General features: G+C 52.5%; 21 protein-coding genes. 12 read left to right on the forward strand and 9 right to left on the reverse strand.

Annotated elements, in window-relative coordinates; translation table 11 throughout:
• Positions 1–116: 116 nt before the first annotated feature.
• The 9 genes from mdtA (at position 117) to yegS (ending at position 14,537) form a co-directional block, all read left to right on the forward strand.
• Positions 117–1,364: a multidrug efflux RND transporter subunit MdtA gene (gene mdtA / locus FEM44_RS00620; RefSeq protein ID WP_135522002.1), complete on the forward strand. Its 1,248-nt coding sequence runs from the start codon at positions 117–119 to the stop codon at positions 1,362–1,364.
• The gene (mdtB, locus tag FEM44_RS00625) at positions 1,364–4,486 is read left to right on the forward strand and encodes a multidrug efflux RND transporter permease subunit MdtB (protein WP_135522000.1); all 3,123 of its coding nucleotides are present in this window, start codon (positions 1,364–1,366) and stop codon (positions 4,484–4,486) included. The genes mdtA and mdtB overlap by 1 nt, the downstream gene beginning before the upstream one ends.
• Positions 4,487–7,564: a multidrug efflux RND transporter permease subunit MdtC gene (mdtC, locus tag FEM44_RS00630; protein WP_135521998.1), complete on the forward strand. Its 3,078-nt coding sequence runs from the start codon at positions 4,487–4,489 to the stop codon at positions 7,562–7,564.
• Positions 7,565–8,980 (forward strand): MFS transporter, encoded by a 1,416-nt coding sequence (locus FEM44_RS00635; RefSeq protein WP_135521996.1) that lies wholly within the window; start codon positions 7,565–7,567, stop codon positions 8,978–8,980.
• Positions 8,977–10,380, forward strand: coding sequence for a two-component system sensor histidine kinase BaeS (gene baeS / locus FEM44_RS00640; protein ID WP_135521994.1), 1,404 nt, complete (start codon positions 8,977–8,979; stop codon positions 10,378–10,380). Before FEM44_RS00635 ends, baeS begins: the two co-directional genes overlap by 4 nt.
• The gene (gene baeR, locus FEM44_RS00645; protein WP_115723966.1) at positions 10,377–11,099 is read left to right on the forward strand and encodes a two-component system response regulator BaeR; all 723 of its coding nucleotides are present in this window, start codon (positions 10,377–10,379) and stop codon (positions 11,097–11,099) included. The genes baeS and baeR overlap by 4 nt, the downstream gene beginning before the upstream one ends.
• A gap of 243 nt (positions 11,100–11,342) precedes the next feature.
• Positions 11,343–11,675: a YegP family protein gene (locus FEM44_RS00650; RefSeq protein ID WP_064526966.1), complete on the forward strand. Its 333-nt coding sequence runs from the start codon at positions 11,343–11,345 to the stop codon at positions 11,673–11,675.
• A 343-nt stretch (positions 11,676–12,018) separates the two neighbouring features.
• Entirely contained in the window at positions 12,019–13,380 is a 1,362-nt protein-coding gene (gene trhP / locus FEM44_RS00655; protein WP_135521992.1) for a prephenate-dependent tRNA uridine(34) hydroxylase TrhP, read from the forward strand.
• A 257-nt stretch (positions 13,381–13,637) separates the two neighbouring features.
• Complete coding sequence (yegS, locus tag FEM44_RS00660; RefSeq protein ID WP_135521991.1) at positions 13,638–14,537, forward strand: lipid kinase YegS; 900 nt, start codon at positions 13,638–13,640, stop codon at positions 14,535–14,537.
• 81 nt (positions 14,538–14,618) lie between these two features.
• Here the strand turns inward: yegS and FEM44_RS00665 are convergent, their stop codons facing one another.
• From FEM44_RS00665 to fbaB, 8 genes are all read right to left on the reverse strand, one after another.
• Positions 14,619–15,392 (reverse strand): DeoR/GlpR family DNA-binding transcription regulator, encoded by a 774-nt coding sequence (locus tag FEM44_RS00665; RefSeq protein WP_205712905.1) that lies wholly within the window; start codon positions 15,390–15,392, stop codon positions 14,619–14,621.
• A 105-nt stretch (positions 15,393–15,497) separates the two neighbouring features.
• Positions 15,498–16,538 carry a galactitol-1-phosphate 5-dehydrogenase gene (gene gatD, locus FEM44_RS00670; protein WP_135521989.1) on the reverse strand — a complete coding sequence of 347 codons (1,041 nt, stop codon included), beginning with the start codon at positions 16,536–16,538 and terminating at the stop codon, positions 15,498–15,500.
• 47 nt (positions 16,539–16,585) lie between these two features.
• Positions 16,586–17,941 carry a PTS galactitol transporter subunit IIC gene (locus tag FEM44_RS00675; protein WP_135521987.1) on the reverse strand — a complete coding sequence of 452 codons (1,356 nt, stop codon included), beginning with the start codon at positions 17,939–17,941 and terminating at the stop codon, positions 16,586–16,588.
• 3 nt (positions 17,942–17,944) lie between these two features.
• Positions 17,945–18,229 carry a PTS galactitol transporter subunit IIB gene (gene gatB / locus FEM44_RS00680; RefSeq protein WP_033805236.1) on the reverse strand — a complete coding sequence of 95 codons (285 nt, stop codon included), beginning with the start codon at positions 18,227–18,229 and terminating at the stop codon, positions 17,945–17,947.
• 30 nt (positions 18,230–18,259) lie between these two features.
• Positions 18,260–18,712, reverse strand: coding sequence for a PTS galactitol transporter subunit IIA (gene gatA, locus FEM44_RS00685; RefSeq protein WP_135521985.1), 453 nt, complete (start codon positions 18,710–18,712; stop codon positions 18,260–18,262).
• Positions 18,713–18,721: 9 nt separating this feature from the next.
• The gene (gatZ, locus tag FEM44_RS00690) at positions 18,722–19,984 is read right to left on the reverse strand and encodes a tagatose-bisphosphate aldolase subunit GatZ (RefSeq protein ID WP_135521983.1); all 1,263 of its coding nucleotides are present in this window, start codon (positions 19,982–19,984) and stop codon (positions 18,722–18,724) included.
• A 28-nt stretch (positions 19,985–20,012) separates the two neighbouring features.
• Positions 20,013–20,867, reverse strand: a complete 855-nt coding sequence (gene gatY, locus FEM44_RS00695; protein WP_135521980.1) for a tagatose-bisphosphate aldolase subunit GatY — start codon at positions 20,865–20,867, stop codon at positions 20,013–20,015.
• 692 nt (positions 20,868–21,559) lie between these two features.
• Positions 21,560–22,612, reverse strand: a complete 1,053-nt coding sequence (gene fbaB / locus FEM44_RS00700; RefSeq protein WP_000129551.1) for a class I fructose-bisphosphate aldolase — start codon at positions 22,610–22,612, stop codon at positions 21,560–21,562.
• A gap of 256 nt (positions 22,613–22,868) precedes the next feature.
• Here fbaB and FEM44_RS00705 point away from each other — a divergent pair, with 256 nt between their 5' ends.
• The 3 genes from FEM44_RS00705 to FEM44_RS00715 are packed head-to-tail and all read left to right on the forward strand — an operon-like array spanning position 22,869 to position 26,109.
• Positions 22,869–24,146, forward strand: coding sequence for a nucleoside permease (locus tag FEM44_RS00705; RefSeq protein ID WP_135521976.1), 1,278 nt, complete (start codon positions 22,869–22,871; stop codon positions 24,144–24,146).
• A complete protein-coding gene (locus FEM44_RS00710; protein ID WP_138158834.1) occupies positions 24,143–25,147 on the forward strand; it encodes an ADP-ribosylglycohydrolase family protein in 1,005 nt (334 codons plus the stop codon). The genes FEM44_RS00705 and FEM44_RS00710 overlap by 4 nt, the downstream gene beginning before the upstream one ends.
• Positions 25,144–26,109, forward strand: coding sequence for a carbohydrate kinase family protein (locus FEM44_RS00715; protein WP_135521974.1), 966 nt, complete (start codon positions 25,144–25,146; stop codon positions 26,107–26,109). Before FEM44_RS00710 ends, FEM44_RS00715 begins: the two co-directional genes overlap by 4 nt.
• Here the strand turns inward: FEM44_RS00715 and FEM44_RS00720 are convergent.
• Positions 26,083–26,829: a GntR family transcriptional regulator gene (locus FEM44_RS00720; protein ID WP_115424782.1), complete on the reverse strand. Its 747-nt coding sequence runs from the start codon at positions 26,827–26,829 to the stop codon at positions 26,083–26,085. The genes FEM44_RS00715 and FEM44_RS00720 overlap by 27 nt on opposite strands.
• Positions 26,830–26,879 lie beyond the last annotated feature (50 nt).

Below are 26,879 nucleotides of genomic sequence, written 5' to 3' on the forward strand. Positions count from 1 at the left end.
CACCGTCATTCAGACGATTCCCGAAACTGTTTCATAATTCCTCCATTTTTCTCCCTTATTGGCTGGCTACACTAGTATCATTCCGCGAAACGTTTCAGGAAGAGAAACTCTTAACGATGAAAGGCAGTTATAAATCCCGTTGGGTAATCGTAATCGTGGTGGTTATCGCCGCCATCGCCGCATTCTGGTTCTGGCAAGGCAGCAATGAATCCCAGAGCGCAGCCCCAGGTGCGACGAAACAAGCGCAGCAATCGCCAGCGGGTGGTCGCCGTGGAATGCGTTCCGGCCCATTAGCCCCGGTTCAGGCGGCGACCGCCGTAGAACAGGCAGTTCCGCGTTACCTCACCGGGCTTGGCACTATTACCGCTGCTAACACCGTTACGGTGCGCAGTCGCGTAGATGGTCAACTGATGGCGTTACATTTCCAGGAAGGCCAGCAGGTCAAAGCAGGCGATTTGCTGGCAGAAATTGACCCCAGCCAGTTCAAAGTTGCATTAGCACAAGCCCAGGGCCAACTGGCAAAAGATAAAGCCACACTTGCCAACGCCCGCCGTGACCTGGCGCGTTATCAACAACTGGCAAAAACCAATCTCGTATCTCGTCAGGAACTGGATGCCCAACAGGCGCTGGTCAGTGAAACCGAAGGCACCATTAAAGCCGATGAAGCGAGCGTCGCCAGCGCACAGCTGCAACTCGACTGGAGCCGGATTACTGCGCCAGTCGATGGTCGCGTTGGCCTGAAGCAGGTTGATGTTGGTAACCAAATCTCCAGTGGCGACACCACCGGGATTGTGGTGATCACCCAGACGCATCCTATCGATTTAGTCTTTACCCTGCCGGAAAGCGATATCGCTACCGTTGTACAAGCACAAAAAGCCGGAAAACCGCTGGTGGTTGAAGCCTGGGATCGCACCAACTCGAAGAAATTAAGTGAAGGCACGCTGTTAAGTCTCGATAACCAAATCGATGCCACTACCGGTACGATTAAAGTGAAAGCACGCTTTAATAATCAGGATGATGCGCTGTTTCCCAATCAGTTTGTTAACGCCCGCATGTTAGTCGACACCGAACAAAACGCCGTGGTGATCCCCACCGCCGCCCTGCAAATGGGCAACGAAGGCCATTTTGTCTGGGTACTGAATAGCGAAAACAAAGTCAGCAAACATCTGGTGACGCCGGGCATTCAGGACAGTCAGAAAGTGGTGATCCGCGCAGGTATTTCTGCGGGCGATCGCGTGGTGACGGACGGCATTGATCGCCTGACCGAAGGGGCGAAAGTGGAAGTGGTGGAAGCCCAGAGCGCCACCACTCCGGAAGAGAAAGCCACCAGCCGCGAATACGCGAAAAAAGGAGCGCGCTCCTGATGCAGGTGTTACCTCCGAGCAGCACAGGCGGCCCGTCGCGCCTGTTTATTATGCGTCCTGTCGCCACCACGCTGCTGATGGTGGCGATCTTACTCGCCGGGATTATCGGTTATCGCGCCCTTCCCATTTCGGCACTGCCGGAAGTGGATTATCCGACCATTCAGGTGGTTACACTCTACCCCGGTGCGAGCCCGGATGTCATGACCTCTGCCGTTACCGCGCCGCTCGAACGCCAGTTTGGGCAGATGTCCGGCCTGAAACAAATGTCGTCGCAAAGTTCCGGCGGCGCGTCAGTTATCACCTTGCAGTTCCAGCTAACCTTACCGCTGGATGTCGCCGAGCAGGAAGTGCAGGCCGCGATTAACGCCGCCACTAACCTGTTGCCGAGCGATCTGCCTAACCCGCCGGTTTACAGCAAAGTGAACCCGGCAGATCCGCCGATCATGACGCTCGCCGTCACCTCAACAGCCATGCCGATGACGCAGGTAGAAGATATGGTGGAAACCCGCGTCGCGCAGAAAATCTCGCAGATTTCCGGCGTCGGGCTGGTGACACTTTCCGGCGGTCAGCGTCCGGCTGTTCGCGTCAAACTTAACGCCCAGGCAATTGCCGCACTCGGTCTGACCAGCGAAACCGTGCGCACCGCCATTACCGGCGCTAACGTTAACTCGGCGAAAGGTAGCCTTGATGGCCCTTCCCGTGCGGTCACGCTTTCCGCGAACGACCAGATGCAATCCGCCGAAGAGTATCGCCAGCTAATCATTGCCTACCAGAACGGCGCGCCGATTCGTCTTGGCGATGTCGCAACCGTAGAACAAGGCGCAGAAAACAGCTGGCTCGGCGCATGGGCGAATAAAGAACAGGCCATTGTGATGAATGTTCAGCGCCAGCCAGGTGCTAACATTATCTCCACCGCTGACAGTATTCGTCAGATGTTACCTCAGCTCACCGAGAGTTTGCCGAAATCGGTGAAGGTGACGGTGCTTTCCGATCGCACTACCAACATCCGCGCTTCAGTTAACGATACCCAGTTTGAATTGATGATGGCTATCGCGCTGGTAGTAATGATTATCTACCTGTTTTTGCGCAATATTCCGGCGACCATCATTCCCGGCGTTGCTGTACCGCTGTCGTTAATCGGCACTTTCGCGGTTATGGTGTTTCTCGATTTTTCAATCAATAACCTGACGCTGATGGCGTTAACTATCGCCACCGGATTCGTGGTCGATGACGCCATCGTGGTGATCGAAAACATTTCCCGCTATATCGAAAAAGGCGAAAAACCGCTGGCGGCGGCGCTCAAGGGCGCAGGTGAAATCGGCTTTACCATTATCTCGCTGACCTTCTCACTGATTGCGGTGTTGATCCCCCTGCTGTTTATGGGCGATATCGTCGGGCGACTGTTCCGCGAGTTTGCTATTACTCTGGCAGTCGCGATTTTGATCTCAGCCGTGGTGTCGCTGACCCTGACACCGATGATGTGCGCACGGATGCTCAGCCAGGAGTCGTTGCGTAAACAGAACCGCTTCTCCCGTGCCTCGGAGAAAATGTTCGACAGGATAATCGCCGCCTATGGTCGTGGACTTGCGAAAGTGCTGAATCACCCGTGGCTGACCTTAAGCGTCGCGCTCAGCACGCTGCTGCTAAGCGTTCTATTGTGGGTGTTCATTCCGAAAGGTTTCTTCCCGGTACAGGACAACGGCATTATTCAGGGCACTTTGCAGGCACCGCAATCCAGCTCCTTTGCCAATATGGCCCAGCGGCAACGCCAGGTCGCGGACGTGATTTTGCAGGATCCGGCAGTGCAAAGTTTGACCTCATTTGTTGGCGTTGATGGCACTAACCCGTCGCTGAACAGTGCGCGTTTGCAGATCAACCTCAAACCGTTGGATGAACGTGATGATCGGGTGCAAAAAGTCATCGCCCGTCTGCAAACGGCGGTGGATAAAGTGCCGGGCGTCGATCTCTTCCTGCAACCAACGCAGGACCTGACTATTGATACACAGGTCAGCCGCACCCAGTACCAGTTTACCTTGCAGGCCACCTCACTGGATGCGCTCAGTACCTGGGTGCCGCAGTTGATAGAAAAACTCCAGCAGCTGCCACAGCTTTCTGATGTCTCCAGCGACTGGCAGGACAAAGGGCTGGTGGCGTATGTCAATGTTGATCGCGACAGCGCCAGCCGTCTGGGGATCAGCATGGCGGATGTCGATAACGCCCTGTACAACGCGTTTGGTCAGCGACTGATTTCCACTATTTATACTCAGGCTAACCAGTATCGCGTGGTGCTGGAACACAACACCGAAAATACCCCAGGGCTTGCGGCGCTGGATACCATTCGCCTGACCAGCAGCGACGGCGGCGTGGTGCCGCTAAGTTCAATTGCCAAAATTGAGCAGCGTTTTGCGCCGCTCTCCATCAACCATCTGGATCAGTTCCCGGTCACCACCATCTCCTTTAACGTGCCGGATAACTATTCGCTCGGCGATGCGGTGCAGGCGATTATGGACACCGAGAAGACGCTGAATCTGCCAGTGGATATCACCACGCAGTTTCAGGGCAGCACCCTCGCCTTCCAGTCGGCGCTGGGCAGCACTGTCTGGCTGATTGTCGCGGCGGTAGTGGCGATGTATATCGTGCTCGGCATTCTGTACGAGAGTTTTATTCACCCGATCACCATTCTCTCGACGCTACCCACGGCAGGTGTCGGCGCACTACTGGCGTTATTGATTGCCGGTAGTGAGCTGGATGTGATTGCGATTATCGGCATTATTTTGCTGATCGGTATCGTGAAGAAGAACGCCATCATGATGATCGACTTCGCGCTGGCTGCTGAGCGCGAGCAAGGCATGTCGCCGCGCGATGCCATCTACCAGGCTTGTCTGTTGCGTTTTCGTCCGATCCTGATGACCACTCTGGCGGCTCTGCTTGGCGCGCTGCCGCTGATGTTGAGTACCGGGGTCGGCGCGGAACTGCGTCGTCCGTTAGGCATCGGTATGGTCGGCGGTCTGGTTGTCAGCCAGGTGCTGACGCTGTTTACCACGCCGGTGATTTATTTGCTGTTCGACCGCCTGGCATTGTGGACCAAAAGCCGCTTTGCTCGTCATGAAGAGGAGGCGTAAGTGAAGTTTTTTGCCCTCTTCATTTACCGCCCGGTGGCGGCGATTTTACTGTCGGTCGCCATTACCCTGTGCGGCATACTGGGCTTCCGTATGCTGCCGGTCGCCCCGCTGCCGCAGGTTGATTTTCCGGTGATTATGGTCAGCGCCTCGCTGCCCGGTGCATCGCCGGAGACAATGGCGTCTTCCGTTGCCACGCCGCTGGAACGTTCGCTTGGGCGCATTGCCGGAGTCAGTGAAATGACCTCCAGCAGTTCGCTCGGCAGCACGCGCATTATTTTACAGTTTGATTTTGACCGGGATATCAACGGCGCGGCGCGCGATGTACAGGCTGCGATCAACGCCGCACAAAGTCTGCTGCCCAGCGGGATGCCCAGCCGTCCGACCTATCGCAAAGCGAACCCGTCGGATGCGCCAATTATGATCCTGACGCTAACCTCCGATACTTATTCGCAAGGTGAACTGTACGATTTCGCCTCAACACAGCTTGCCCCGACGATTGCGCAAATCGACGGCGTCGGTGATGTCGATGTCGGTGGCAGTTCGCTGCCCGCCATACGCGTCGGGCTGAATCCACAGGCGCTGTTTAATCAGGGCGTCTCGCTGGACGATGTACGCACCGCCATCAGCAATGCCAACGTGCGTAAACCACAGGGGGCGCTGGAAGATGGCACTCACCGCTGGCAGATCCAGACCAATGATGAACTGAAAACCGCCGCCGAATATCAGCCGCTGATTATTCATTACAACAATGGCGGCGCGGTTCGTCTGGGCGATGTGGCGACGGTAACCGACTCGGTGCAGGATGTACGCAACGCCGGGATGACCAACGCCAAACCGGCTATTTTGCTGATGATCCGCAAACTGCCAGAAGCCAATATTATCCAGACGGTTGACAGCATCCGGGCAAAATTACCGGAGTTGCAGGAAACCATTCCGGCGGCAATTGATCTGCAAATTGCCCAGGATCGCTCCCCCACCATTCGCGCCTCGCTGGAAGAAGTCGAGCAAACGCTGATTATCTCGGTGGCGCTGGTGATTCTGGTGGTCTTTTTATTCCTGCGCTCGGGTCGCGCCACTATTATTCCCGCCGTTGCGGTGCCGGTTTCGCTGATTGGTACATTTGCGGCAATGTACCTGTGCGGTTTCAGTCTCAATAACCTGTCGCTGATGGCGCTCACCATCGCCACAGGCTTTGTGGTGGATGACGCCATCGTGGTGCTGGAAAACATTGCCCGTCATCTGGAAGCGGGGATGAAACCGCTACAGGCCGCGCTGCAAGGCACCCGTGAAGTCGGCTTTACGGTGCTGTCGATGAGTCTGTCACTGGTGGCGGTGTTCCTGCCGCTGCTGTTGATGGGCGGATTGCCGGGCCGCCTGTTACGCGAGTTTGCCGTGACGCTTTCCGTGGCCATTGGTATTTCGTTGCTGGTTTCCCTGACGCTAACGCCAATGATGTGTGGCTGGATGCTGAAAGCCAGCAAGCCGCGCGAGCAAAAGCGACTGCGTGGTTTTGGTCGCATGTTGGTTGCCCTGCAACAAGGCTACGGTAAGTCGCTGAAATGGGTGCTCAATCACACCCGTCTGGTGGGCGTGGTGCTGCTTGGTACTATTGCGCTCAATATCTGGCTGTATATCTCAATCCCCAAAACTTTCTTCCCGGAGCAGGACACCGGCGTGCTGATGGGCGGGATACAGGCGGATCAGAGCATTTCGTTTCAGGCCATGCGCGGTAAGTTGCAGGACTTCATGAAAATTATCCGTGACGATCCGGCGGTGGATAATGTCACTGGCTTTACCGGTGGTTCGCGGGTTAACAGCGGAATGATGTTTATCACCCTCAAGCCACGCGATGAACGCAGCGAAACGGCGCAGCAAATTATCGACCGTCTGCGGGTGAAGCTGGCGAAAGAGCCGGGGGCGAATCTGTTCCTGATGGCGGTACAGGATATTCGCGTTGGCGGACGTCAGTCGAACGCCAGCTATCAGTACACGTTGCTGTCCGATGACCTGGCGGCGCTGCGCGAATGGGAGCCGAAAATCCGCAAAAAACTGGCAACGTTGCCGGAACTGGCGGACGTGAATTCCGACCAGCAGGACAACGGCGCAGAGATGAACCTGGTTTACGACCGTGACACCATGGCACGGCTGGGAATCGACGTGCAGGCCGCTAACAGTCTGCTGAATAACGCCTTCGGTCAGCGGCAAATCTCGACCATTTACCAGCCGATGAACCAGTACAAAGTGGTGATGGAAGTGGATCCGCGCTATACCCAGGACATCAGTGCGCTGGAAAAAATGTTCGTTATCAATAACGAAGGCAAAGCGATCCCGCTGTCGTATTTCGCTAAATGGCAACCGGCGAACGCTCCGCTGTCGGTGAATCATCAGGGATTATCGGCAGCCTCGACCATCTCGTTCAACCTGCCGACCGGAAAATCGCTCTCGGACGCCAGTGCGGCGATCGATCGCGCAATGACCCAGCTTGGTGTGCCTTCGACGGTGCGCGGCAGTTTTGCCGGAACGGCGCAGGTGTTCCAGGAGACGATGAACTCGCAGGTGATCCTGATTATCGCAGCCATCGCCACGGTGTATATCGTGCTGGGAATGTTGTACGAGAGCTACGTGCACCCGCTGACGATTCTCTCCACTCTGCCCTCGGCGGGCGTTGGAGCGCTGCTGGCGCTGGAGCTGTTCAATGCCCCGTTCAGCCTAATCGCCCTGATAGGGATCATGCTATTAATCGGCATCGTGAAGAAAAACGCCATTATGATGGTCGATTTTGCGCTTGAAGCTCAAAGGAATGGAAATCTGACGCCGCAGGAAGCCATTTTCCAGGCCTGTCTGCTGCGTTTTCGCCCGATTATGATGACTACCCTGGCGGCATTGTTTGGCGCGCTGCCGCTGGTGTTATCTGGCGGCGACGGCTCGGAACTGCGTCAACCATTGGGGATCACTATTGTCGGCGGTCTGGTAATGAGTCAGCTCCTGACGCTGTATACCACGCCGGTGGTGTATCTCTTTTTCGACCGTCTGCGGCTGCGTTTTTCGCGAAAATCTAAAGAAACGGTAACCGAGTAAATGACAGATCTTCCTGACAGCACCCGCTGGCAATTGTGGATTGTGGCTTTCGGCTTCTTTATGCAGTCGCTGGACACCACCATCGTAAACACCGCCCTTCCCTCAATGGCGCAAAGCCTCGGGGAAAGCCCGCTGCATATGCACATGGTCATTGTCTCTTATGTGCTGACCGTAGCGGTGATGTTGCCTGCCAGCGGCTGGCTGGCGGACAAAGTCGGCGTGCGCAATATTTTCTTTACCGCCATCGTGCTGTTTACCCTCGGTTCACTGTTTTGCGCGCTTTCCGGCACGCTGAACGAACTGTTGCTGGCACGCGCGTTACAGGGCGTTGGCGGTGCGATGATGGTGCCGGTCGGCAGGTTGACGGTGATGAAAATCGTACCGCGCGAGCAATATATGGCGGCGATGACCTTCGTTACTCTGCCCGGTCAGGTCGGTCCGCTGCTCGGTCCGGCGCTCGGCGGTCTGCTGGTGGAGTACGCGTCGTGGCACTGGATCTTTTTGATCAACATTCCTGTGGGGATTATCGGTGCGATCGCCACACTGATGTTAATGCCAAACTACACCATGCAGACGCGGCGCTTCGATCTCTCCGGCTTTCTGTTGCTGGCGGTTGGCATGGCAGTGTTAACGCTGGCGCTGGATGGCAGTAAAGGCACAGGACTTTCGCCGCTGACGATTGCTGGCCTGGTGGCGGTTGGCGTAGTGGCACTGATGCTTTATCTGCTGCACGCCAGAAATAACCACCGCGCCCTTTTCAGTCTGAAACTGTTCCGCACCCGCACCTTTTCGCTGGGTCTGGCGGGGAGTTTTGCCGGACGTATTGGCAGCGGTATGTTGCCCTTTATGACGCCGGTTTTCTTGCAAATTGGCCTTGGTTTCTCACCGTTCCATGCCGGACTGATGATGATCCCGATGGTGCTCGGCAGCATGGGAATGAAGCGTATTGTGGTGCAGGTGGTTAACCGCTTTGGTTATCGTCGGGTGCTGGTGGCAACCACGTTGGGTCTGTCGCTGGTCACATTACTGTTTATGACCACCGCGATGCTTGGCTGGTACTACGTTTTGCCATTTGTTCTGTTTTTACAAGGAATGGTCAACTCAACGCGTTTCTCCTCCATGAACACCCTGACGCTGAAAGATCTCCCAGACAATCTGGCGAGCAGCGGCAACAGTCTGCTGTCGATGATTATGCAATTGTCGATGAGTATCGGCGTCACCATCGCCGGGCTGTTGCTGGGACTTTTTGGTTCGCAGCATGTCAGCGTTGACAGCGGCACGACACAAACTGTCTTTATGTACACCTGGCTTAGTATGGCGTTTCTTATCGCCCTTCCGGCGTTCATCTTTGCCAGAGTGCCGAACGATACGCATCAAAACGTGGCTATTTCGCGGAGAAAAAGGAGCGCGCAATGAAGTTCTGGCGACCCGGCATTACCGGCAAACTGTTTCTGGCGATCTTCGCCACCTGCATCGTCTTGCTGATCACAATGCACTGGGCGGTACGTATTAGTTTTGAGCGTGGTTTTATTGATTACATCAAGCATGGTAATGAGCAACGGCTGCAAATGCTTGGCGACGCGCTTGGCGAGCAATACGCCCAGCACGGTAACTGGCGGTTTCTGCGTAATAACGATCGCTTCGTATTTCAGATCCTGCGTTCGCTTGAACACGATAGCAACGACGATAAGCCCGGCCCCGGTATGCCGCCGCACGGCTGGCGAACCCAGTTCTGGGTAGTTGATCAAAACAACAAAGTGCTGGTTGGCCCACGCGCACCCATTCCACTGGACGGTACACGGCGGCCGATTCTGGTCAATGGTGTTGAAGTTGGCGCGGTAATAGCCTCTCCAGTCGAGCGACTGACCCGCAATACCGATATCAATTTTGATAAGCAACAGCGGCAAACCAGCTGGCTGATTGTGGCGTTATCTACTCTATTAGCGGCGCTGGCGACATTTCCACTGGCACGCGGTTTGCTGGCTCCGGTGAAACGACTGGTGGATGGCACGCACAAACTGGCGGCGGGCGATTTCACCACTCGCGTGACGCCCACCAGCGAAGATGAACTGGGGAAACTGGCACAAGACTTCAACCAGCTCGCCAGCACGCTGGAGAAAAACCAGCAAATGCGCCGCGATTTTATGGCCGATATTTCTCACGAACTGCGCACGCCTTTAGCGGTGCTGCGCGGTGAACTGGAAGCCATTCAGGATGGCGTGCGTAAATTCACGCCGGAGACGGTGGCGTCTTTACAGGCGGAGGTCGGTACACTGACCAAACTGGTTGACGATCTCCATCAGTTGTCGATGTCTGATGAAGGCGCTCTCGCCTATCAAAAAGCATCGGTAGATTTGATCCCACTGCTGGAAGTGGCGGGCGGCGCATTTCGTGAACGATTCGCCAGCCGTGGCCTGAAACTGCAATTTTCCCTGCCGGATAGCATCACCGTATTTGGCGATCGCGACCGTTTAATGCAGTTGTTCAATAATTTACTGGAAAACAGCCTGCGCTACACCGACAGCGGCGGCAGCCTGCAAATCTCCGCCGAACAGCACGATAAAACGGTGCGCCTGACCTTTGCCGACAGCGCGCCGGGCGTCAGTGATGATCAGCTGCAAAAACTGTTTGAGCGTTTTTACCGCACAGAAGGTTCCCGCAACCGTGCCAGCGGCGGTTCCGGGCTGGGGCTGGCGATTTGCCTGAACATTGTTGAAGCACATAATGGCCGCATTATTGCTGCCCATTCGCCTTTTGGCGGGGTAAGCATTACAGTAGAGTTACCGCTGGAACGGGATTTACAGAGAGAAGTATGACCGAATTACCTATCGACGAAAACACGCCACGAATTTTGATCGTGGAAGATGAACCCAAGTTAGGGCAGTTGCTCATCGATTATCTGCGTGCCGCGAGCTATGCGCCGACGCTTATCAGCCACGGCGATCAGGTACTGCCCTACGTGCGCCAGACCCCGCCGGACCTTATCCTGCTGGATCTGATGTTGCCAGGCACCGATGGTCTGACACTTTGCCGGGAAATTCGTCGTTTTTCCGATGTCCCAATTGTGATGGTGACGGCGAAAATTGAAGAGATCGATCGCCTGCTGGGGCTGGAGATTGGTGCCGATGACTACATCTGTAAACCGTACAGCCCGCGTGAAGTGGTGGCACGCGTTAAGACCATTTTGCGCCGCTGCAAACCGCAGCGCGAGTTGCAGCAACAGGATGCCGAAAGTCCGTTGATTATCGACGAAGGCCGTTTTCAGGCTTCATGGCGTGGCAAAATGCTTGACCTGACGCCTGCGGAATTTCGTCTGCTGAAAACGCTCTCCCATGAACCGGGTAAAGTATTCTCCCGCGAGCAATTGCTCAATCATCTTTACGACGACTACCGCGTGGTAACCGACCGAACTATCGACAGCCACATTAAAAACCTGCGTCGCAAGCTGGAATCTCTCGACGCCGAGCAGTCATTTATCCGTGCCGTTTACGGTGTCGGTTACCGTTGGGAAGCTGACGCCTGCCGTATTGTTTAACCTGTTCCTTTTAATGGCAGTCTCAAACTACAACGCGGACCGTTCCGTCGCCCACTGAGTATTATAACCCTCTCTGAAAAAGAGAGGGATAAAGCCGTGCTCGTATTCAGATTTCAGCATATTTATCAGTAATCTCCCCCATGTATTAGAGGGTATTCCCCTGATTGGCAACCACCTGAATATCACCCATACTTAAATCGTTACATACTGTTTTCGATACGCAATTTCAAGCAAGGAGTCAATATGGCTGGTTGGTTTGAACTTAATAAGAGCAGTGATAATCAGTTCCGTTTTGTGTTAAAAGCGGGGAACGGAGAAACCATTCTCACAAGCGAATTGTATGCCTCAAAAGCCTCTGCGGAAAAGGGCATCGCCTCGGTACAAAGCAACAGTCCGCAGGATGAACGCTATGAGAAAAAGACGGCGAGCAACGGCAAGTTTTATTTCAATCTGAAAGCGGCCAATCATCAGATAATTGGCTCCAGCCAGATGTATGCTACCGCTCAATCACGCGAAGTCGGAATTGCCTCTGTAAAAACCAATGGCGTAAGCCAGACGGTGAAAGATAAGACTTAATCATTGTGCCGGGCGCGGATGACGCGCCTGGCTTTATTTCTAAAAAACACTGACTTATTGATGCTAAGGATCAATCCGCGCCATTAAAATAATGGGCGGATAAGTTTCATATTAGGTGAAAGAATTTTTGTTCTTCTTTTTGAACGCCACGTTATTTATTTCCTGCAAGTGCCGAAGAAATTATCGTTATTCGCATCCTTACCAAAACCAGAAAACGACCAGACATTTGCACTGGAGCCAACCCCACCGATTGCGCTACAATGCCCGCCCTTAAAGTGGGGACACTCCCCTAACCGCTTCATCAGGTGAAGCGGATCTGACCTGTCATCAGAACGAGAGAATTATGTTTAAACCGGAACTCCTTTCCCCGGCGGGAACGCTGAAAAATATGCGTTACGCTTTCGCTTATGGCGCAGATGCTGTTTATGCGGGCCAGCCGCGTTACTCCCTGCGTGTGCGCAACAACGAATTCAACCACGAAAATCTTCAGCTCGGCATCAACGAAGCCCATGCGCTGGGGAAAAAGTTTTATGTCGTGGTCAACATTGCGCCGCACAACGCTAAGCTGAAAACCTTTATCCGTGACCTGAAACCGGTAGTGGAAATGGGGCCGGATGCGCTGATTATGTCCGATCCTGGGCTGATTATGCTGGTGCGTGAGCACTTCCCTGAAATGCCGATCCACCTTTCCGTGCAGGCTAACGCCGTAAACTGGGCGACGGTAAAATTCTGGCAGCAAATGGGCCTGACCCGCGTGATCCTCTCCCGTGAACTATCACTGGAAGAGATTGAAGAGATCCGCAATCAGGTGCCGGATATGGAGCTCGAAATCTTCGTTCACGGCGCACTGTGCATGGCCTACTCCGGTCGCTGCCTGCTCTCTGGCTATATCAACAAACGCGACCCGAACCAGGGCACCTGCACCAACGCCTGCCGCTGGGAGTACAACGTCCAGGAAGGTAAAGAAGATGACGTCGGCAACATCGTACACAAATACGAGCCGATTCCGGTGCAAAACGTTGAACCGACGCTGGGTATCGGCGCGCCAACCGACAAAGTGTTTATGATCGAAGAGGCCCAGCGTCCGGGTGAGTATATGACCGCGTTTGAAGACGAACACGGCACTTACATCATGAACTCGAAAGATCTGCGCGCTATCGCCCACGTTGAACGCCTGACTAAAATGGGCGTGCATTCGCTGAAAATCGAAGGCCGCACCAAATCTTTCTACTATTGTGCACGCACCGCGCAGGTTTATCGTAAAGCTATCGATGATGCCGCTGCGGGCAAACCGTTCGACACCAGCCTGCTGGAGACGCTGGAAGGTCTGGCGCATCGCGGCTATACCGAAGGTTTCCTGCGTCGCCATACGCATGATGATTATCAGAACTACGAATACGGTTATTCCGTTTCTGACCGCCAGCAGTTTGTTGGTGAGTTTACCGGTGAGCGTAAAGGCGACCTCGCGGCGGTAGCGGTTAAAAACAAATTCTCCGTTGGCGACAGCCTTGAGCTGATGACTCCACAGGGCAATATCAACTTTACCCTTGAGCATATGGAAAACGCCAAAGGCGAAGCGATGCAGGTTGCGCCGGGCGATGGTTATACTGTGTGGATCCCGGTCCCGCAGGATCTCGAACTGAACTACGCGCTGCTGATGCGTAATTTCTCTGGGGAAACCACGCGTAACCCGCACGGCAAGTGATTAATTTCAAGTATTTTTCCCAGATAGAAAATTCTTAGAAACCGATCACATACAGCTGCATTTATTAAGGTTATCATCCGTTTCGCTGAAAAACATAACCCATAAAATGCTAGCTGTACCAGGAACCACCTCCTTAGCCTGTGTAATCTCCCTTACGCAGGCTTATTTTTTTGCACCACGACTTTCATCCTGTTCTGACTCCACCTTCTCTTTTCTGCTCTACACTTTCTAAAGATCAATAATAAAGGCATACGACGATGGTCGATTTTCCCGCCAGTTTGCTGATTCTTAACGGCAAAAGTGCTGACAATGAAACATTGCGCGAGGCGATTATGCTGTTGCGTGAGGAAGGAATAACGATCCATGTACGGGTCACCTGGGAGAAAGGTGATGCCGCGCGTTTTGTGACTGAAGCGTGCCAACTTGGCGTCGCGACGGTGATAGCAGGCGGTGGCGATGGCACCATTAATGAAGTCTCAACGGCGTTGATTCAGTGTGAAGGCGATGACATTCCTGCTTTGGGGATTTTGCCGCTAGGTACAGCGAATGATTTCGCCACAAGCGTGGGGATCCCTGAGGCGCTGGATAAGGCGTTGAAACTGGCGATTGCCGGTAACGCTATTGCGATTGATATGGCGCAGGTCAACAAACAAACCTGTTTTATCAACATGGCGACGGGCGGGTTTGGTACGCGCATCACCACCGAAACACCGGAAAAATTAAAATCCGCACTAGGGGGCGTCTCTTACATCATTCACGGCTTAATGCGCATGGACACGTTACAACCAGATCGTTGTGAAATCCGCGGTGAAAACTTTCACTGGCAAGGTGACGCCCTGGTCATTGGTATTGGTAACGGGCGTCAGGCCGGTGGCGGTCAGCAACTGTGCCCAAATGCGCTGATCAATGATGGTTTGTTACAACTGCGTATTTTCACTGGCGATGAAATTCTTCCAGCTCTCTTCTCAACCTTAAAACCTGACGAAGAAAACCCGAATATTATTGATGGCGCTTCAGCATGGTTCGAGATACAAGCACCGCATGAAATCACCTTTAATCTGGATGGCGAACCGTTGAGTGGACAAAACTTTCATATTGAAATACTTCCGGCGGCGCTGCGTTGTCGATTACCACCGGATTGTCCGTTATTGCGTTAATCAAATTATTCTCTCTTGAATTAGGGAAAATCAGTTATGCCGGATGCGGTGTAAACACCTTATCCGGCCTACAGAACAATACTACACCGTAATTAATTTCACCCGTGTCTTCTGCAATGCCAATTTATCGACCTCTGATACGGCATCATCGGTAATAATAATATCGATTTTTTCGATTGGCAGTACCTGATTAAATCCACGACGGTTAAATTTTGTTGAGTCGAGAACTGCGATAACTTTATTCGCCGCTGTCACCATAGCACCACTAACGGAATAACCTTCATTAAAGGTCGTAATACCATTAACCGCATCAATCCCATCAGCACCCACAAACATTAAATCGGCATTAATATCCTGCAGGGAACGTTCAGCAATAGATCCATGCATAGATCGCGTTTTATGGCGCACCGTACCACCACAAACCACCAAAGTGATGTCTTTATTTTCAGAAAGGGCAAATGCAGCAGGAAGGCTATTGGTGATCACCGTGATATTTTTAGCAGTCATTAACCCTTCAGCGATAAGCATTGTCGTACTTCCGCTATCGAGGATAACCGTCATGCCTTCGTGGATCATTTTTACTGCCGCCTGCGCAATTCTGTTTTTCGGTGCGCTGGCTAACTGAAACCGCTCTTTAAACCCGACTTCCTGCGCCTCGGTTTCACTATTACCGGACATTATTTTCGCCGCACCGCCATGAAAGCGCGTGACCACGCCTTTTTGTTCGAGAAAGCGCAAATCGGCTCGAATTGTCGCTTCCGATGCAGCAAATATTCCCGCCAGATCCTGAACAAGCACGGTTCCCTGTTCATTCACTAATTGGATGATCTTATTCCTTCGCTCGAATGAATTCATCGTCATTTACCCATATTCAATTGTGACTAGTGTAAACGAAGGGGGACCATTGGTGAATGATCTGTTTTGCACAATACCGGGCCAGCATCACGCTGGCCCACGGTTTCAGGGAATGAGCAACACTTTACCCGGCATGGTATTGCGAGCGATGTCACGCACCGACTGGGCGAAGCTTTCAAAGCTTCCACGGTGAGCGATTAATGGCTCCAGGCTTAACTTACGTTCTGTCAGCAACCGGCTCGCCGTTTCCCACTCCTGCCCAGGCCACGGGCTGGAGTAGTTCATCCAACTGCCGATAACCGTCAGCTCTTTACGCAATATTTTGCCAAATGTCGCGGATGTTAAATGCAGATCCTGATGTAACGTTCCCACCAGTGCCAGTTGTGCGTGAGGCCCGGCGATTTCCACCCCCAGTTCGACGGTTTGCGGTACGCCTGCTGTCTCGAGGATAAGCTGGTTGAAGCGCAGTTCGCGTAAAACGCTCTGCATTTGCGCCGCGCTCGTTTCGCTACTGTTAAATGTTTGCATCGCGCCGAAGGATTTTGCCAGTGCCAGTTTTTCTGGGCTAATGTCGATAGCCGTCACACTCTTTGCCCCCAGCGCGACAGCGCACTGAATTGCCAGCAGGCCAATGGTTCCGGCACCAATAATAATAACGTTTTTATTCTCACAACCTTGCGCTAAATGGAAAGCATGCAGGCCAACGGTAATCGGTTCAATAAAAGCCCCATCCTCAATAGGCATATCCGCGGGTAGTGGAAAAACATTTTTTCGCTTAACGACAATATATTCGGCAAATCCACCATCACGTCGCGAACCAATAAAATCATATTTCGCACACTGGGAATAAAACCCTTTCAGACACTCCGGGCAATTAAAACAGGGTAATAACGGCACACAGGCAACTGCATCGCCAGGTTGTAAATCATCAACACCGGGTCCCACCGCATCAATATAGCCACTAAATTCATGGCCTAACGTTATTGGATAATAATGTGCACCATTTTTAAAAATTCTGGGTAAATCGGAACCACATACCCCCGAGCTGGCAATTTTTACCCGCACCTCATCCTGATGATTAATTTCAGGAATAACTTTTTCTACAACGCGCACGACACCATCAGTATCATTCACCACTGATTTCATAAAAACTCCTGATTGTTAAGGGGGATAACCTCCCCCTCAGGTAAAAATCATTCTGCGATAGCGGCTTTCTCTTGTTTGGTAAAGCCGCGCGCTCTACGCCAGGTCATGAAAATACCGGTGAGATAAATGGCGCCGATAATAATGAAACCGGGAATATTTTGCGGGGAGAAAACCTGAATCAATAACCAGGTAATGGGAGAACCGCCCTGATCCATCGAAGCCACCATACCTCCGGCTTTTAATGCGCCCGCATTGGCAGCCAGTTGAGTGTGCAGACCAATAGTTTGCGTCGCAATCCAAAGGGTGATGCTCATGATGATGACGCCCGAGATTAGGGTGCGGAACAAGTTTCCGCGATGCACGGCGACTGCCATCGCCACAAAGAAGCCGATAGTTGCAAGATCGCCAAACGGCAGCACCTGATTACCCGGAACACAAACAGCAATCAAAATGGTGAGCGGGATAAAAATCAGGCTTGCCGATACTACCGCCGTATGCCCCAGCAGCAATGCCGGATCAAGGCCAATCAGGAACTCCTGACCGCCGAACTTCGCCTGCAAACGGCTGCGAGCCTGCTTCGCAATAGGTGTTAAGCCATCCATGATGGGTTTAATCACCCGTGGCATCAGCAGCATGACTGCCGCCGTTTTTACCGCCAGTTGCAATACACCTTTGACATCGTAACCCGCGAGGATGCCGATAATCAGCCCCATCACAAAACCCACGGTGACAGGTTCGCCAAAAGGACCAAATTTGCGCTGAATATCGTCAGCGCTAAATTTAATTCGGTTAACGCCAGGGATTTTCTCGATAATGGCATCCACCAGTACCGCTATTGGTCCCAGATACGCCGACGTACCGTGTGGAATAGCAATGCCTTCCAGCTCAAAGAAATCACGGGTATCGCGGGCAAACCAGTCGCCGAGCTTATAAACAAACGCCGCGTGAATTACCACACCCGCCATCCCAATCATCCATGAACCGGTTGCCAGATGCAGCAACGCGCCGGTGAAGGTCATATGCCAGATATTCCAGATATCAACATTCACCACCCGCGTCATACGGGTCAGTAGCATTGCCACGTTAACCAGAATCGCAATCGGAATCGCCACCAGCGCGATTTGCGACGCCCAGGTCATTGGTGAAGAGCCCGGCCAGCCGACATCGACCACATGCAGATTTAAGTCAAAATTTTCCGCCATCGCTTTCGCCGCTGGGCCAATGGAATCCAGCATTAAGCCAATCACCAGGCCAATGCCAACAAAGCCAATCCCGATATGCAGACCCGCTTTAAAGCAATCGCCTGCCTTCATGCCTAATATTTTAGAAAAAAGAATGATGACAATCGGCAACATGACCGTAGGGCCGAGGTCGAGAATATAACGCATGACTTCTGAAAACATAGGTCACCCCTGTAAGATAGTCAGAATTTTATTTTGTAATGCTTCGATACCGACACCAGAAATAAAAGGCATGCCGTGAACTAACGGAATATCGCCAAAACTACGATCCACTTTGGCAGTGGTGCATATCAAATGCACGCCATCCATATAGGTTTCTATTTCATTAACCCGACACTGGATTAATTCAACAGGAATATTATGACTCTGACACAACTCTTTAATTTCTTCCGCCGCCATCGTAGAGGTCGCAACCGCGCCTCCGCAAGCGACAATAATCTTGCGTTTCATAAATAGTCCTTTTTATTGTTACAGAGGGATTTATTCGTCTGAATCTAAAACATACTTTGTGAAGTATTCCTTTAACTGGGTTTCAGGAAGAGTGATTAGTGTCTCGACGATATCGGGCTGTTGTAACTTGCCAAATAAACAGCGTAAAAGTTTCAATTGCTGCTGCGGATTTTCCACAATCAACGCAATAACCAATGATACCGCCACATCGTTATCATCATCCGCTTGCTGAAAATGAACTTTATTTGTTGGCCTTAACAGATAAATGGCTGACGACCTGGCATGAATCGCCTCACAATGTGGTATTGCAATGGCGTGCTGCTCAAGCATTATCCCGGTGGGAAATTCCGCCTCTCTGGCAATTAATGCCTGCGGCCAGGAGTCATGAACTACACCTTGCGCGACCATTTCATTGCCGATATGGGTCAGTGCTTCACTGCGATCGGCAAAAGAAATCCCGCTACGAACAAAGAGCTTTGTCATATGCCGTCCTTATTCCACACAGCCGTAGCAATAGGCACGCAAAACATCATAAATTTTATCCATAATCAGCTGATGCGGTATTGCTGATAATTCCCCGGACTGAATGCGTTCAAATTGTTTGGGAAGATACTGACTAATCATGCCCAGTGGGATGTCCACGCCTTCCAGATTCGCCATCATCGTTTCGACGCTATTTTTAATTCGGTTATGCGGCCAGTAATAACGAATACGATCCGAAAGACTATAACGAATATCCAATAATGAATCGTTAAAACCCGTACGATAATATTTTTTCCAGTATTGTGGTTCGTCAAGCATCACTTCTTCAATTACCGCCAGGCAACCGCTGCGATTTTCCGGGGCAATAAGTTCCTTTTCAATTTGTGCCAGCGCAAATACCGCCTCACGTAAAGCAAAGGTTAATGCCGGGCCGACTTTCAATATTGCAAAGTGATCGCGCACTAATTCCCGATAAGCCGTCCGGGTTTGGTAATCGGTAGAATGTGCTTCATAAACCATTCGAGTGTTTTCTATCCATTGCGCCAGCGCCTGCGCTTCTTGCGGCTGATAATGGATGATATTGCTGTGATCAAATTCCACACCCGGCTGCACCACAATGGCAATCACGCGTGTTAACGCCTCTGCCAGACCTCGGGCAATAAAGGCCTTTTGATGTGTGCGTAAAGTATTGGCGGCATCTTCAACCTGGGTGATGTGTACTGACTGAATGGCGCTGGCCTCACCGCCCGGAACCGGAACTTCGGTGCCAATGACATAGCTCAGTTGCTCACGCTGGCAATCTGTCGCCACACTTTCCGCAGCAAAGCAAAGCACTGCAGCTCGTTCCGCAACCGTTTCTGGCGCTAACGGTATGGGATCCCCCGCGCAGGACATTGACGCATCAAGGTGAATTTTACTGAACCCCGCACGAACATATGCCTTTACCAGCTCGACGGATTTTTCCATCGCCGCATCCGCATTTTCTTGCTGCCAGCAGTTCGGCCCCAGATGGTCGCCGCCGAGAATAATACGCTCACGTGCAAATCCGACTTTATCGGCAATCGCAAAAACAAATTCGCGAAAGTCCGCCGGTGTCATTCCGGTATAACCGCCAAATTGATTGACCTGGTTTGACGTTGCTTCAATCAGCACTTTGCGCGTGCTGTTGCGATCAAATGCCAGCGCCGCTTCGATAACCAGGGGATGTGCAGAACAGACTGAACATATGCCGATATGTTCACCAGCTTTATGCCGGGCAATTAACGTTTCCATGTTTTTTCCTTGTTAAATGGCAGGTGCGTTATGCCCTGCCCTCGCAGCCACAATCGGCAATCACTTTGCTCACCACATCGCGCATTGCGGATTTAGCCGACTGCAAATAATCCCGGGGATCGGTCGCTTCAGGGTGCTCGGTCAGGTAATTTTTTAACGCCTGCGAGAAGGCATTTTTCAGCTCTGTTGCAACGTTGATTTTGCATATCCCCAGTTTGATGGTTTGCTGAATATCCTTAGTCGATAATCCTGACGCGCCATGCAGCACCAGCGGTAAGTTCACCCACTGGCGAATGTTCTCCAGTCGAGAAAAATCAAGCGCCGGTGCGCTGGCGTACATACCGTGAGCCGTGCCGATGGCAACCGCCAGGGAATCAATCCCGGTTGCCTCGGCAAATTCACGCGCCTGAACGGGGTTGGTGTACAACGCATCAGCTTCATTGACTTGCACATCATCTTCCTGGCCGCCCAGCTGCCCCAGCTCCGCTTCGACGCTGACATCAAAGCGATGGCAAAAATCCACCACTTCTTTGACTCGAACAATGTTTTGCGCATAAGGCAGATGCGAAGCGTCAATCATCACCGAGCGCACGCCGGAGCGGACTTTCTGAGCTATATCTTCAAAATTAGTGTGATGGTCGAGGTGAATCGCCAATGGATGGTGATATTGCTTCGCCATCGCGCTGACCAGCGCCAACAGATTATCTGTACCAGCATGAGTAAATGTACCGGGCGTTCCAGCGATAATGACCGGTGCCTGCAGGTTGGCAGCGGTTTCCACCACTACTTGCATCGTTTCGAGATTGTGAATATTGAATGCAGGAACCGCGTAACCGCCGCGCTGCGCGTTGTTTAGCATCTGCTTTGTCGATACCACGTACATTTTCATATCCTGTCGTTTATTTTCGATTTCAAAACATAATGAAATTATTTGTTTTTAAATGTCGAGATAACGATCACAAAAACGACAACATGAAAACCAATACAGGAATGAAGGCAAAAAAAACGGCCTCCCGGGGGGAAGCCGTAACAAAGTGCGCGTGTTTTTATGCCGGATACGGCGCGAACGCCTTTTCCGGCCTACGGGGCAGTGCTGTGTAGGCATGATAAGACGCTTCAGCGTCGCATCAGGCATAGGTTGTCGGATGCGGTGTGAACGCCTTATCCGACCTACGGGGTAGTGCTGTATGTAGGCATGATAAGACGCTTCAGCGTCGCATCAGGCATAGGTTGCCGGATGCGACGTAAACGCCTTATCCGGCATACGGGGTAGTGCTGTGTAGGCATGATAAGACGCTTCAGCGTCGCATCAGGCATAGGTTGCCGGATGCGGCGTAAACGCCTTATCCGGCCTACGGGGCAGTGCTGTGTGTAGGCATGATAAGACGCTTCAGCGTCGCATCAGGCATAGGTTGCCGGATGCGGCGTAAACGCCTTATCGGGCATACGGGGTAGTGCTGTGTAGGCATGATAAGACGCTTCAGCGTCGCATCAGGTATAGGTTGCCGGATGCGGCGCGAACGCCTTATCCGACCTACGGGGCAGTGCTGCCCCAGGCCAGCTAAACGAAACGCATCAGGCGATAGTAATTTTGCTATCGAGATAAACGTCCTGCACGGCGTTAATCAGTTTCACGCCGTCAGCCATTGATTTCTTAAACGCTTTACGGCCGAGAATCAGCCCCATTCCGCCAGCGCGTTTGTTGATGACCGCAGTACGCACCGCATCACTAAGGTCAGTTTCACCGCCCGCAGCGCCGCCGGAGTTAATCAACCCTGCGCGCCCCATATAGCAGTTAGCTAACTGATAACGCACCAGATCAATCGGGTTTTCGCTGGTCAGTTTGCTGTACACGCGATCGTCGGTGTAACCGTAATTAATCGCTTTATAGCCGCCGTTATTTTCCGCCATTTTTTGTTTGACGATATCTGCACCGATGGTCGCCGCCAGATGGTTCGCCTGGCCGGTCAGGTCGGCGGAGACATGGTAATCAACGCCATCTTTCTTAAAGGCGGAGTTACGCAAATAGGCCCACAGCACTGTCACCATGCCCAGCTCGTGCGCACGTTCAAAGGCCGCAGAAATTTCTTCAATCTGGCGACGTGACTCTTCCGAGCCAAAATAGATGGTCGCGCCAACCGCCACCGCGCCCATGTTGAACGCCTGCTCCACGCTGGCATACAGCGTTTGATCGTAGGTGTTCGGGTAACTTAGCGTCTCGTTATGATTAAGTTTGACGAGGAATGGAATGCGGTGCGCGTAACGCCGCGATACCGATGCCAGCACGCCGTAAGTTGACGCCACACAGTTGCAGCCCGCTTCGATCGCCAGTTCCACAATGTTCTTCGGGTCAAAGTAGAGCGGGTTAGCGGCAAATGAAGCTCCGGCAGAGTGCTCTACGCCCTGGTCAACCGGCAGAATAGAAAGATATCCTGTGCCAGCCAGACGCCCGGTGTTGTAGAGCGTCTGCATGTTACGTAATACCGCTGGCGGACGATTATTGTCAATCATCACGCGGTCTACGTAATCATGTCCGGGGAGATAAAGCTGGTCAGAAGGAATAGTCATACAACGGTGCTGTAAAAGGTTGTCGGCGTCTTTGCCAAGCAACTGCGCAATATCTGTCATTACTATGCTCCCGTAAATTCCGATTGGATATCGGCTATGGATTGTCCTGGCCCACCTTTTGCGGGCAATCATAATCCTGGTCGTTACGGGCTGGTTTTGCCATCTTTTGGATGTTTTTTCAGCGTTTTCTGTTGGCACGATTCATCAGAAAAAGTGTTACAGCGGTCAAGCTTTCACCGCAAAGGTATTTAAAAGGTATTGTTAAGTGGTATTGTCAGCGCGTACCTTACATTACCTGTCATGAAGGAATTAAAAGATGAAAACAACAGCAAAGCTGTCGTTCATGATGTTTGTTGAATGGTTTACCTGGGGCGCGTGGTTTGTGCCATTGTGGCTGTGGCTAAGTAAAAGCGGTTTCAGTGCCGGAGAAATTGGCTGGTCGTATGCCTGTACTGCCATTGCAGCGATCCTGTCACCTATTCTGGTTGGCTCCATCACTGACCGCTTTTTCTCTGCGCAGAAAGTACTGGCTGTGTTGATGTTCGCCGGTGCGGTACTGATGTATTTCGCCGCGCAACAGACCACCTTTACCGGGTTCTTCCCGTTACTGCTGGCCTACTCACTGACCTATATGCCTACCATTGCGTTGACTAACAGCATCGCGTTTGCCAACGTCCCGGATGTGGAGCGTGATTTTCCGCGCATTCGCGTACTGGGGACTATAGGCTGGATTGCCTCTGGCCTGGTCTGCGGATTCCTGCCTCAGATGCTGGGATATGACGATATCTCACCGACCAATATTCCGCTGTTAATTACCGCAGGAAGCTCCGCATTGCTCGGTGTGTTTGCATTTTTCCTGCCCGATACGCCGCCAAAAAGCACCGGCAAAATGGATATTAAAGTCATGCTCGGCCTGGATGCGCTTATCCTGCTGCGCGATAAAAACTTCCTCGTCTTTTTCTTCTGTTCATTCCTGTTTGCGATGCCGCTGGCGTTCTATTACATCTTTGCCAACGGTTATCTGACTGAAGTCGGCATGAAAAACGCCACCGGCTGGATGACGCTCGGACAGTTCTCTGAAATCTTCTTTATGCTGGCATTGCCGTTTTTCACCAAACGCTTTGGTATCAAAAAGGTATTATTGCTTGGTCTGGTCACCGCTGCGATCCGTTATGGCTTCTTTATTTACGGTAGTGCGGATGAATATTTTACCTACGCGTTACTGTTCCTCGGCATTTTGCTGCACGGCGTAAGTTACGATTTTTACTATGTTACCGCTTACATCTATGTCGATAAAAAAGCCCCCGTGCATATGCGTACCGCCGCGCAGGGGCTGATCACGCTCTGCTGCCAGGGCTTCGGCAGTTTGCTCGGTTATCGTCTTGGCGGAGTGATGATGGAGAAGATGTTTGCTTATCAGGAACCGGTAAACGGGCTGACCTTCAACTGGGCCGGGATGTGGACTTTTGGCGCGGTGATGATTGCCATTATCGCCGTGCTGTTCATGATTTTTTTCCGCGAATCCGACAGCGAAATTACGGCTATCAAGGTCGATGATCGCGATATTGCGTTGACACAAGGGGAAGTTAAATGAAAACAGAACGTATTCTCGGTGCTCTTTACGGGCAGGCGTTAGGGGATGCGATGGGGATGCCCTCTGAGCTTTGGCCACGCAGCCGCGTTAAAGCACACTTTGGCTGGATTGACCGTTTTCTGCCTGGACCAAAGGAGAATAACGCGGCCTGTTATTTTAACCGCGCCGAATTCACCGACGATACCTCGATGGCGCTGTGTCTGGCGGATGCGTTGCTGGAACGTGAAGGCAAGATCGATCCTGATCTGATTGGGCGTAATATTCTCGACTGGGCGCTGCGTTTCGACGCCTTTAACAAAAACGTGCTAGGCCCGACCTCGAAGATTGCGCTTAACGCCATTCGCGACGGTAAACCCGTTGCTGAACTGGAAAACAACGGCGTGACTAACGGTGCGGCGATGCGCGTCTCACCATTGGGGTGTTTACTTCCGGCGCGTGATGTTGATTCCTTTATTGATGATGTGGCGCTGGCGTCCAGCCCGACCCATAAATCCGATCTGGCGATTGCGGGGGCGGTGGTTATTGCATGGGCAATTTCTCGTGCCATTGACGGCGAAAGCTGGTCAGCGATTGTTGATTCTCTACCCTCGATTGCGCGACATGCTCAACAAAAACGCATCACTACCTTCAGCGCCTCACTGGCGGCGCGCCTGGAGATTGCGCTGAAAATTGTGCGCAATGCCGATGGCACCGAATCCGCCAGCGAACAGCTTTATCAGGTCGTTGGCGCAGGCACCAGCACCATTGAGTCCGTGCCGTGCGCCATTGCGCTGGTTGAGCTGGCACAAAGCGATCCGAACCGTTGCGCCGTCCTGTGTGCCAATCTTGGCGGCGACACAGACACCATCGGCGCCATGGCAACGGCAATTTGTGGCGCATTGCATGGCGTTAACGCTATCGATCCTGCGTTAAAGACGGAACTGGATGCGGTAAATCAGCTTGATTTCAATCGCTATGCCACGGCGCTGGCGAAATATCGTCAACAACGGGAGGCGGTATGAGCGGCGCTCGATTACACACGCTGCTGCCTGAATTAACCACGCGTCAGCCGGTAATGGTCGTCGGCGCGGCGGTCATTGATGTGATCGCCGACGCTTACGCTCTGCCCTGGCGCGGGTGCGATATTGAACTGAAACAGCAGAGCGTTAACGTTGGCGGCTGCGCACTGAATATTGCCGTGGCGTTAAAGCGCCTCGGCATCGAAGCGGGTAATGCCCTGCCGCTCGGTCAGGGGGTGTGGGCGGAGATTATTCGCAACCGGATGGCGAAAGAGGGGTTAATCAGCCTGATCGATAACGCTGAAGGCGATAACGGCTGGTGTCTGGCGCTGGTTGAGCCGGATGGCGAACGCACTTTTATGTCGTTCAGCGGCGTGGAAAATCAGTGGAATCGCGAATGGCTGGCGCGACTAAGCGTTGCGCCTGGCAGCCTGCTCTATTTTTCCGGTTATCAACTGGCCTCGCCCTGCGGCGAATTGTTAGTGGAATGGCTGGAAGAGCTGCAAGAGGTGACGCCGTTTATCGATTTTGGCCCTCGTATTGGCGATATCCCGGATGCATTACTGGCGCGGCTCATGGCCTGTCGACCTTTAGTGTCACTCAATCGTCAGGAGGCTGAAATTGCTGCCGAACGTTTTCGTTTATCCGCAGAGATAACAACGCTTGGCAAGCAGTGGCAGGAGAAATTTGCCGCGCCGTTGATCGTTCGTCTCGATAAAGAAGGCGCATGGTATTTCAGCGACAACACGTCAGGCTGCGCTCCCGCATTTCCAACGCAAGTTGTAGACACCATTGGGGCGGGTGACAGTCATGCAGGTGGCGTACTGGCCGGGCTGGCATCCGGTCTGCCACTGGCGGATGCCGTATTACTGGGCAATGCAGTGGCATCGTGGGTTGTCGGGAATCGCGGCGGTGATTGCGCGCCAACGCGCGAGGAACTACTCCTCACACACAAAAACGTATAGATCGCTGCGACAGTGGCTGATGCTGTACTCAATAGGCCGTTGCTGTTGGTCAAGTGCCACTTGCTTGATCACCAGCACCGGTATTTTGCTATCTAACTGAATATGTGACTGAAACTCAGCATCTGGCATTCGGGCGCTAACACGGGAACGGGTACGCTTTGGAAAAATATGCTGACTGCGAAAGTAGTCATAGAGAGAAATACCGATGGCATCAACATCATGAATTAAATGCGCCGGAACCCACGATTCCTCAATGGATACCGCGTCTTCATCGACATAGCGAATACGCTTAAGCAAAAAGACATCACTGCCCGCTTCGACCGCCAGTTGCTGCGCCACCTCTTCAGGGCATTTAACCACTCGCTTGTTAACCCACAGCGTATCGGGCTTTTTCCCGCGCAACACCACCTGTTGAGAAAATCCTCGCGCTTCTTTCAGTGAGTATTCGAAGATGTTGTTGATCTGCGTGCCGTAACCACGCGAACGCGTCACCACACCCTCTTCTTCCAGCGCCTGCATCGCTTTGCGCACCGTAATGCGCGAAACGCCGGTTAACTGACTTAAATCGCGCTCGCCGGGCAAAATATTGCCATGTTCCAGCACCCCGCTGCGCACGGCATTTTTTACCGTTTCGGCAAACTTAATATAAAGCGGCGTGTTGTCCGCCGCTAAAATACGCTCATTCAGTTGAGCGATAAGCTGGGTATGCGCTTGTTCCATTTGTCTTTTTCCTGCCGGGGAGTCTGGAGGAAGTATATCACTGCTGGTTA

The sequence above is a fragment of the Escherichia sp. E4742 genome (genome assembly GCF_005843885.1).
In the GTDB taxonomy this organism is placed as follows: domain Bacteria; phylum Pseudomonadota; class Gammaproteobacteria; order Enterobacterales; family Enterobacteriaceae; genus Escherichia.

Excerpts from the sequence above, each read along its gene's own strand:
- baeS (WP_135521994.1), top strand. The coding sequence starts at position 8,977 with ATGAAGTTCTGGCGACCCGGCATTACCGGCAAACTGTTTCTGGCGATC.
- FEM44_RS00715 (WP_135521974.1), top strand. The coding sequence starts at position 25,144 with ATGAGCGGCGCTCGATTACACACGCTGCTGCCTGAATTAACCACGCGT.
- FEM44_RS00650 (WP_064526966.1), top strand. The coding sequence starts at position 11,343 with ATGGCTGGTTGGTTTGAACTTAATAAGAGCAGTGATAATCAGTTCCGT.
- FEM44_RS00710 (WP_138158834.1), top strand. The coding sequence starts at position 24,143 with ATGAAAACAGAACGTATTCTCGGTGCTCTTTACGGGCAGGCGTTAGGG.
- FEM44_RS00720 (WP_115424782.1), bottom strand. The coding sequence starts at position 26,829 with ATGGAACAAGCGCATACCCAGCTTATCGCTCAACTGAATGAGCGTATT.
- yegS (WP_135521991.1), top strand. The coding sequence starts at position 13,638 with ATGGTCGATTTTCCCGCCAGTTTGCTGATTCTTAACGGCAAAAGTGCT.
- gatA (WP_135521985.1), bottom strand. The coding sequence starts at position 18,712 with ATGACAAAGCTCTTTGTTCGTAGCGGGATTTCTTTTGCCGATCGCAGT.
- gatY (WP_135521980.1), bottom strand. The coding sequence starts at position 20,867 with ATGTACGTGGTATCGACAAAGCAGATGCTAAACAACGCGCAGCGCGGC.
- FEM44_RS00705 (WP_135521976.1), top strand. The coding sequence starts at position 22,869 with ATGAAAACAACAGCAAAGCTGTCGTTCATGATGTTTGTTGAATGGTTT.
- gatD (WP_135521989.1), bottom strand. The coding sequence starts at position 16,538 with ATGAAATCAGTGGTGAATGATACTGATGGTGTCGTGCGCGTTGTAGAA.
- FEM44_RS00635 (WP_135521996.1), top strand. The coding sequence starts at position 7,565 with ATGACAGATCTTCCTGACAGCACCCGCTGGCAATTGTGGATTGTGGCT.
- mdtB (WP_135522000.1), top strand. The coding sequence starts at position 1,364 with ATGCAGGTGTTACCTCCGAGCAGCACAGGCGGCCCGTCGCGCCTGTTT.
- FEM44_RS00675 (WP_135521987.1), bottom strand. The coding sequence starts at position 17,941 with ATGTTTTCAGAAGTCATGCGTTATATTCTCGACCTCGGCCCTACGGTC.
- fbaB (WP_000129551.1), bottom strand. The coding sequence starts at position 22,612 with ATGACAGATATTGCGCAGTTGCTTGGCAAAGACGCCGACAACCTTTTA.
- baeR (WP_115723966.1), top strand. The coding sequence starts at position 10,377 with ATGACCGAATTACCTATCGACGAAAACACGCCACGAATTTTGATCGTG.
- mdtA (WP_135522002.1), top strand. The coding sequence starts at position 117 with ATGAAAGGCAGTTATAAATCCCGTTGGGTAATCGTAATCGTGGTGGTT.
- gatB (WP_033805236.1), bottom strand. The coding sequence starts at position 18,229 with ATGAAACGCAAGATTATTGTCGCTTGCGGAGGCGCGGTTGCGACCTCT.
- FEM44_RS00665 (WP_205712905.1), bottom strand. The coding sequence starts at position 15,392 with ATGAATTCATTCGAGCGAAGGAATAAGATCATCCAATTAGTGAATGAA.
- trhP (WP_135521992.1), top strand. The coding sequence starts at position 12,019 with ATGTTTAAACCGGAACTCCTTTCCCCGGCGGGAACGCTGAAAAATATG.
- gatZ (WP_135521983.1), bottom strand. The coding sequence starts at position 19,984 with ATGGAAACGTTAATTGCCCGGCATAAAGCTGGTGAACATATCGGCATA.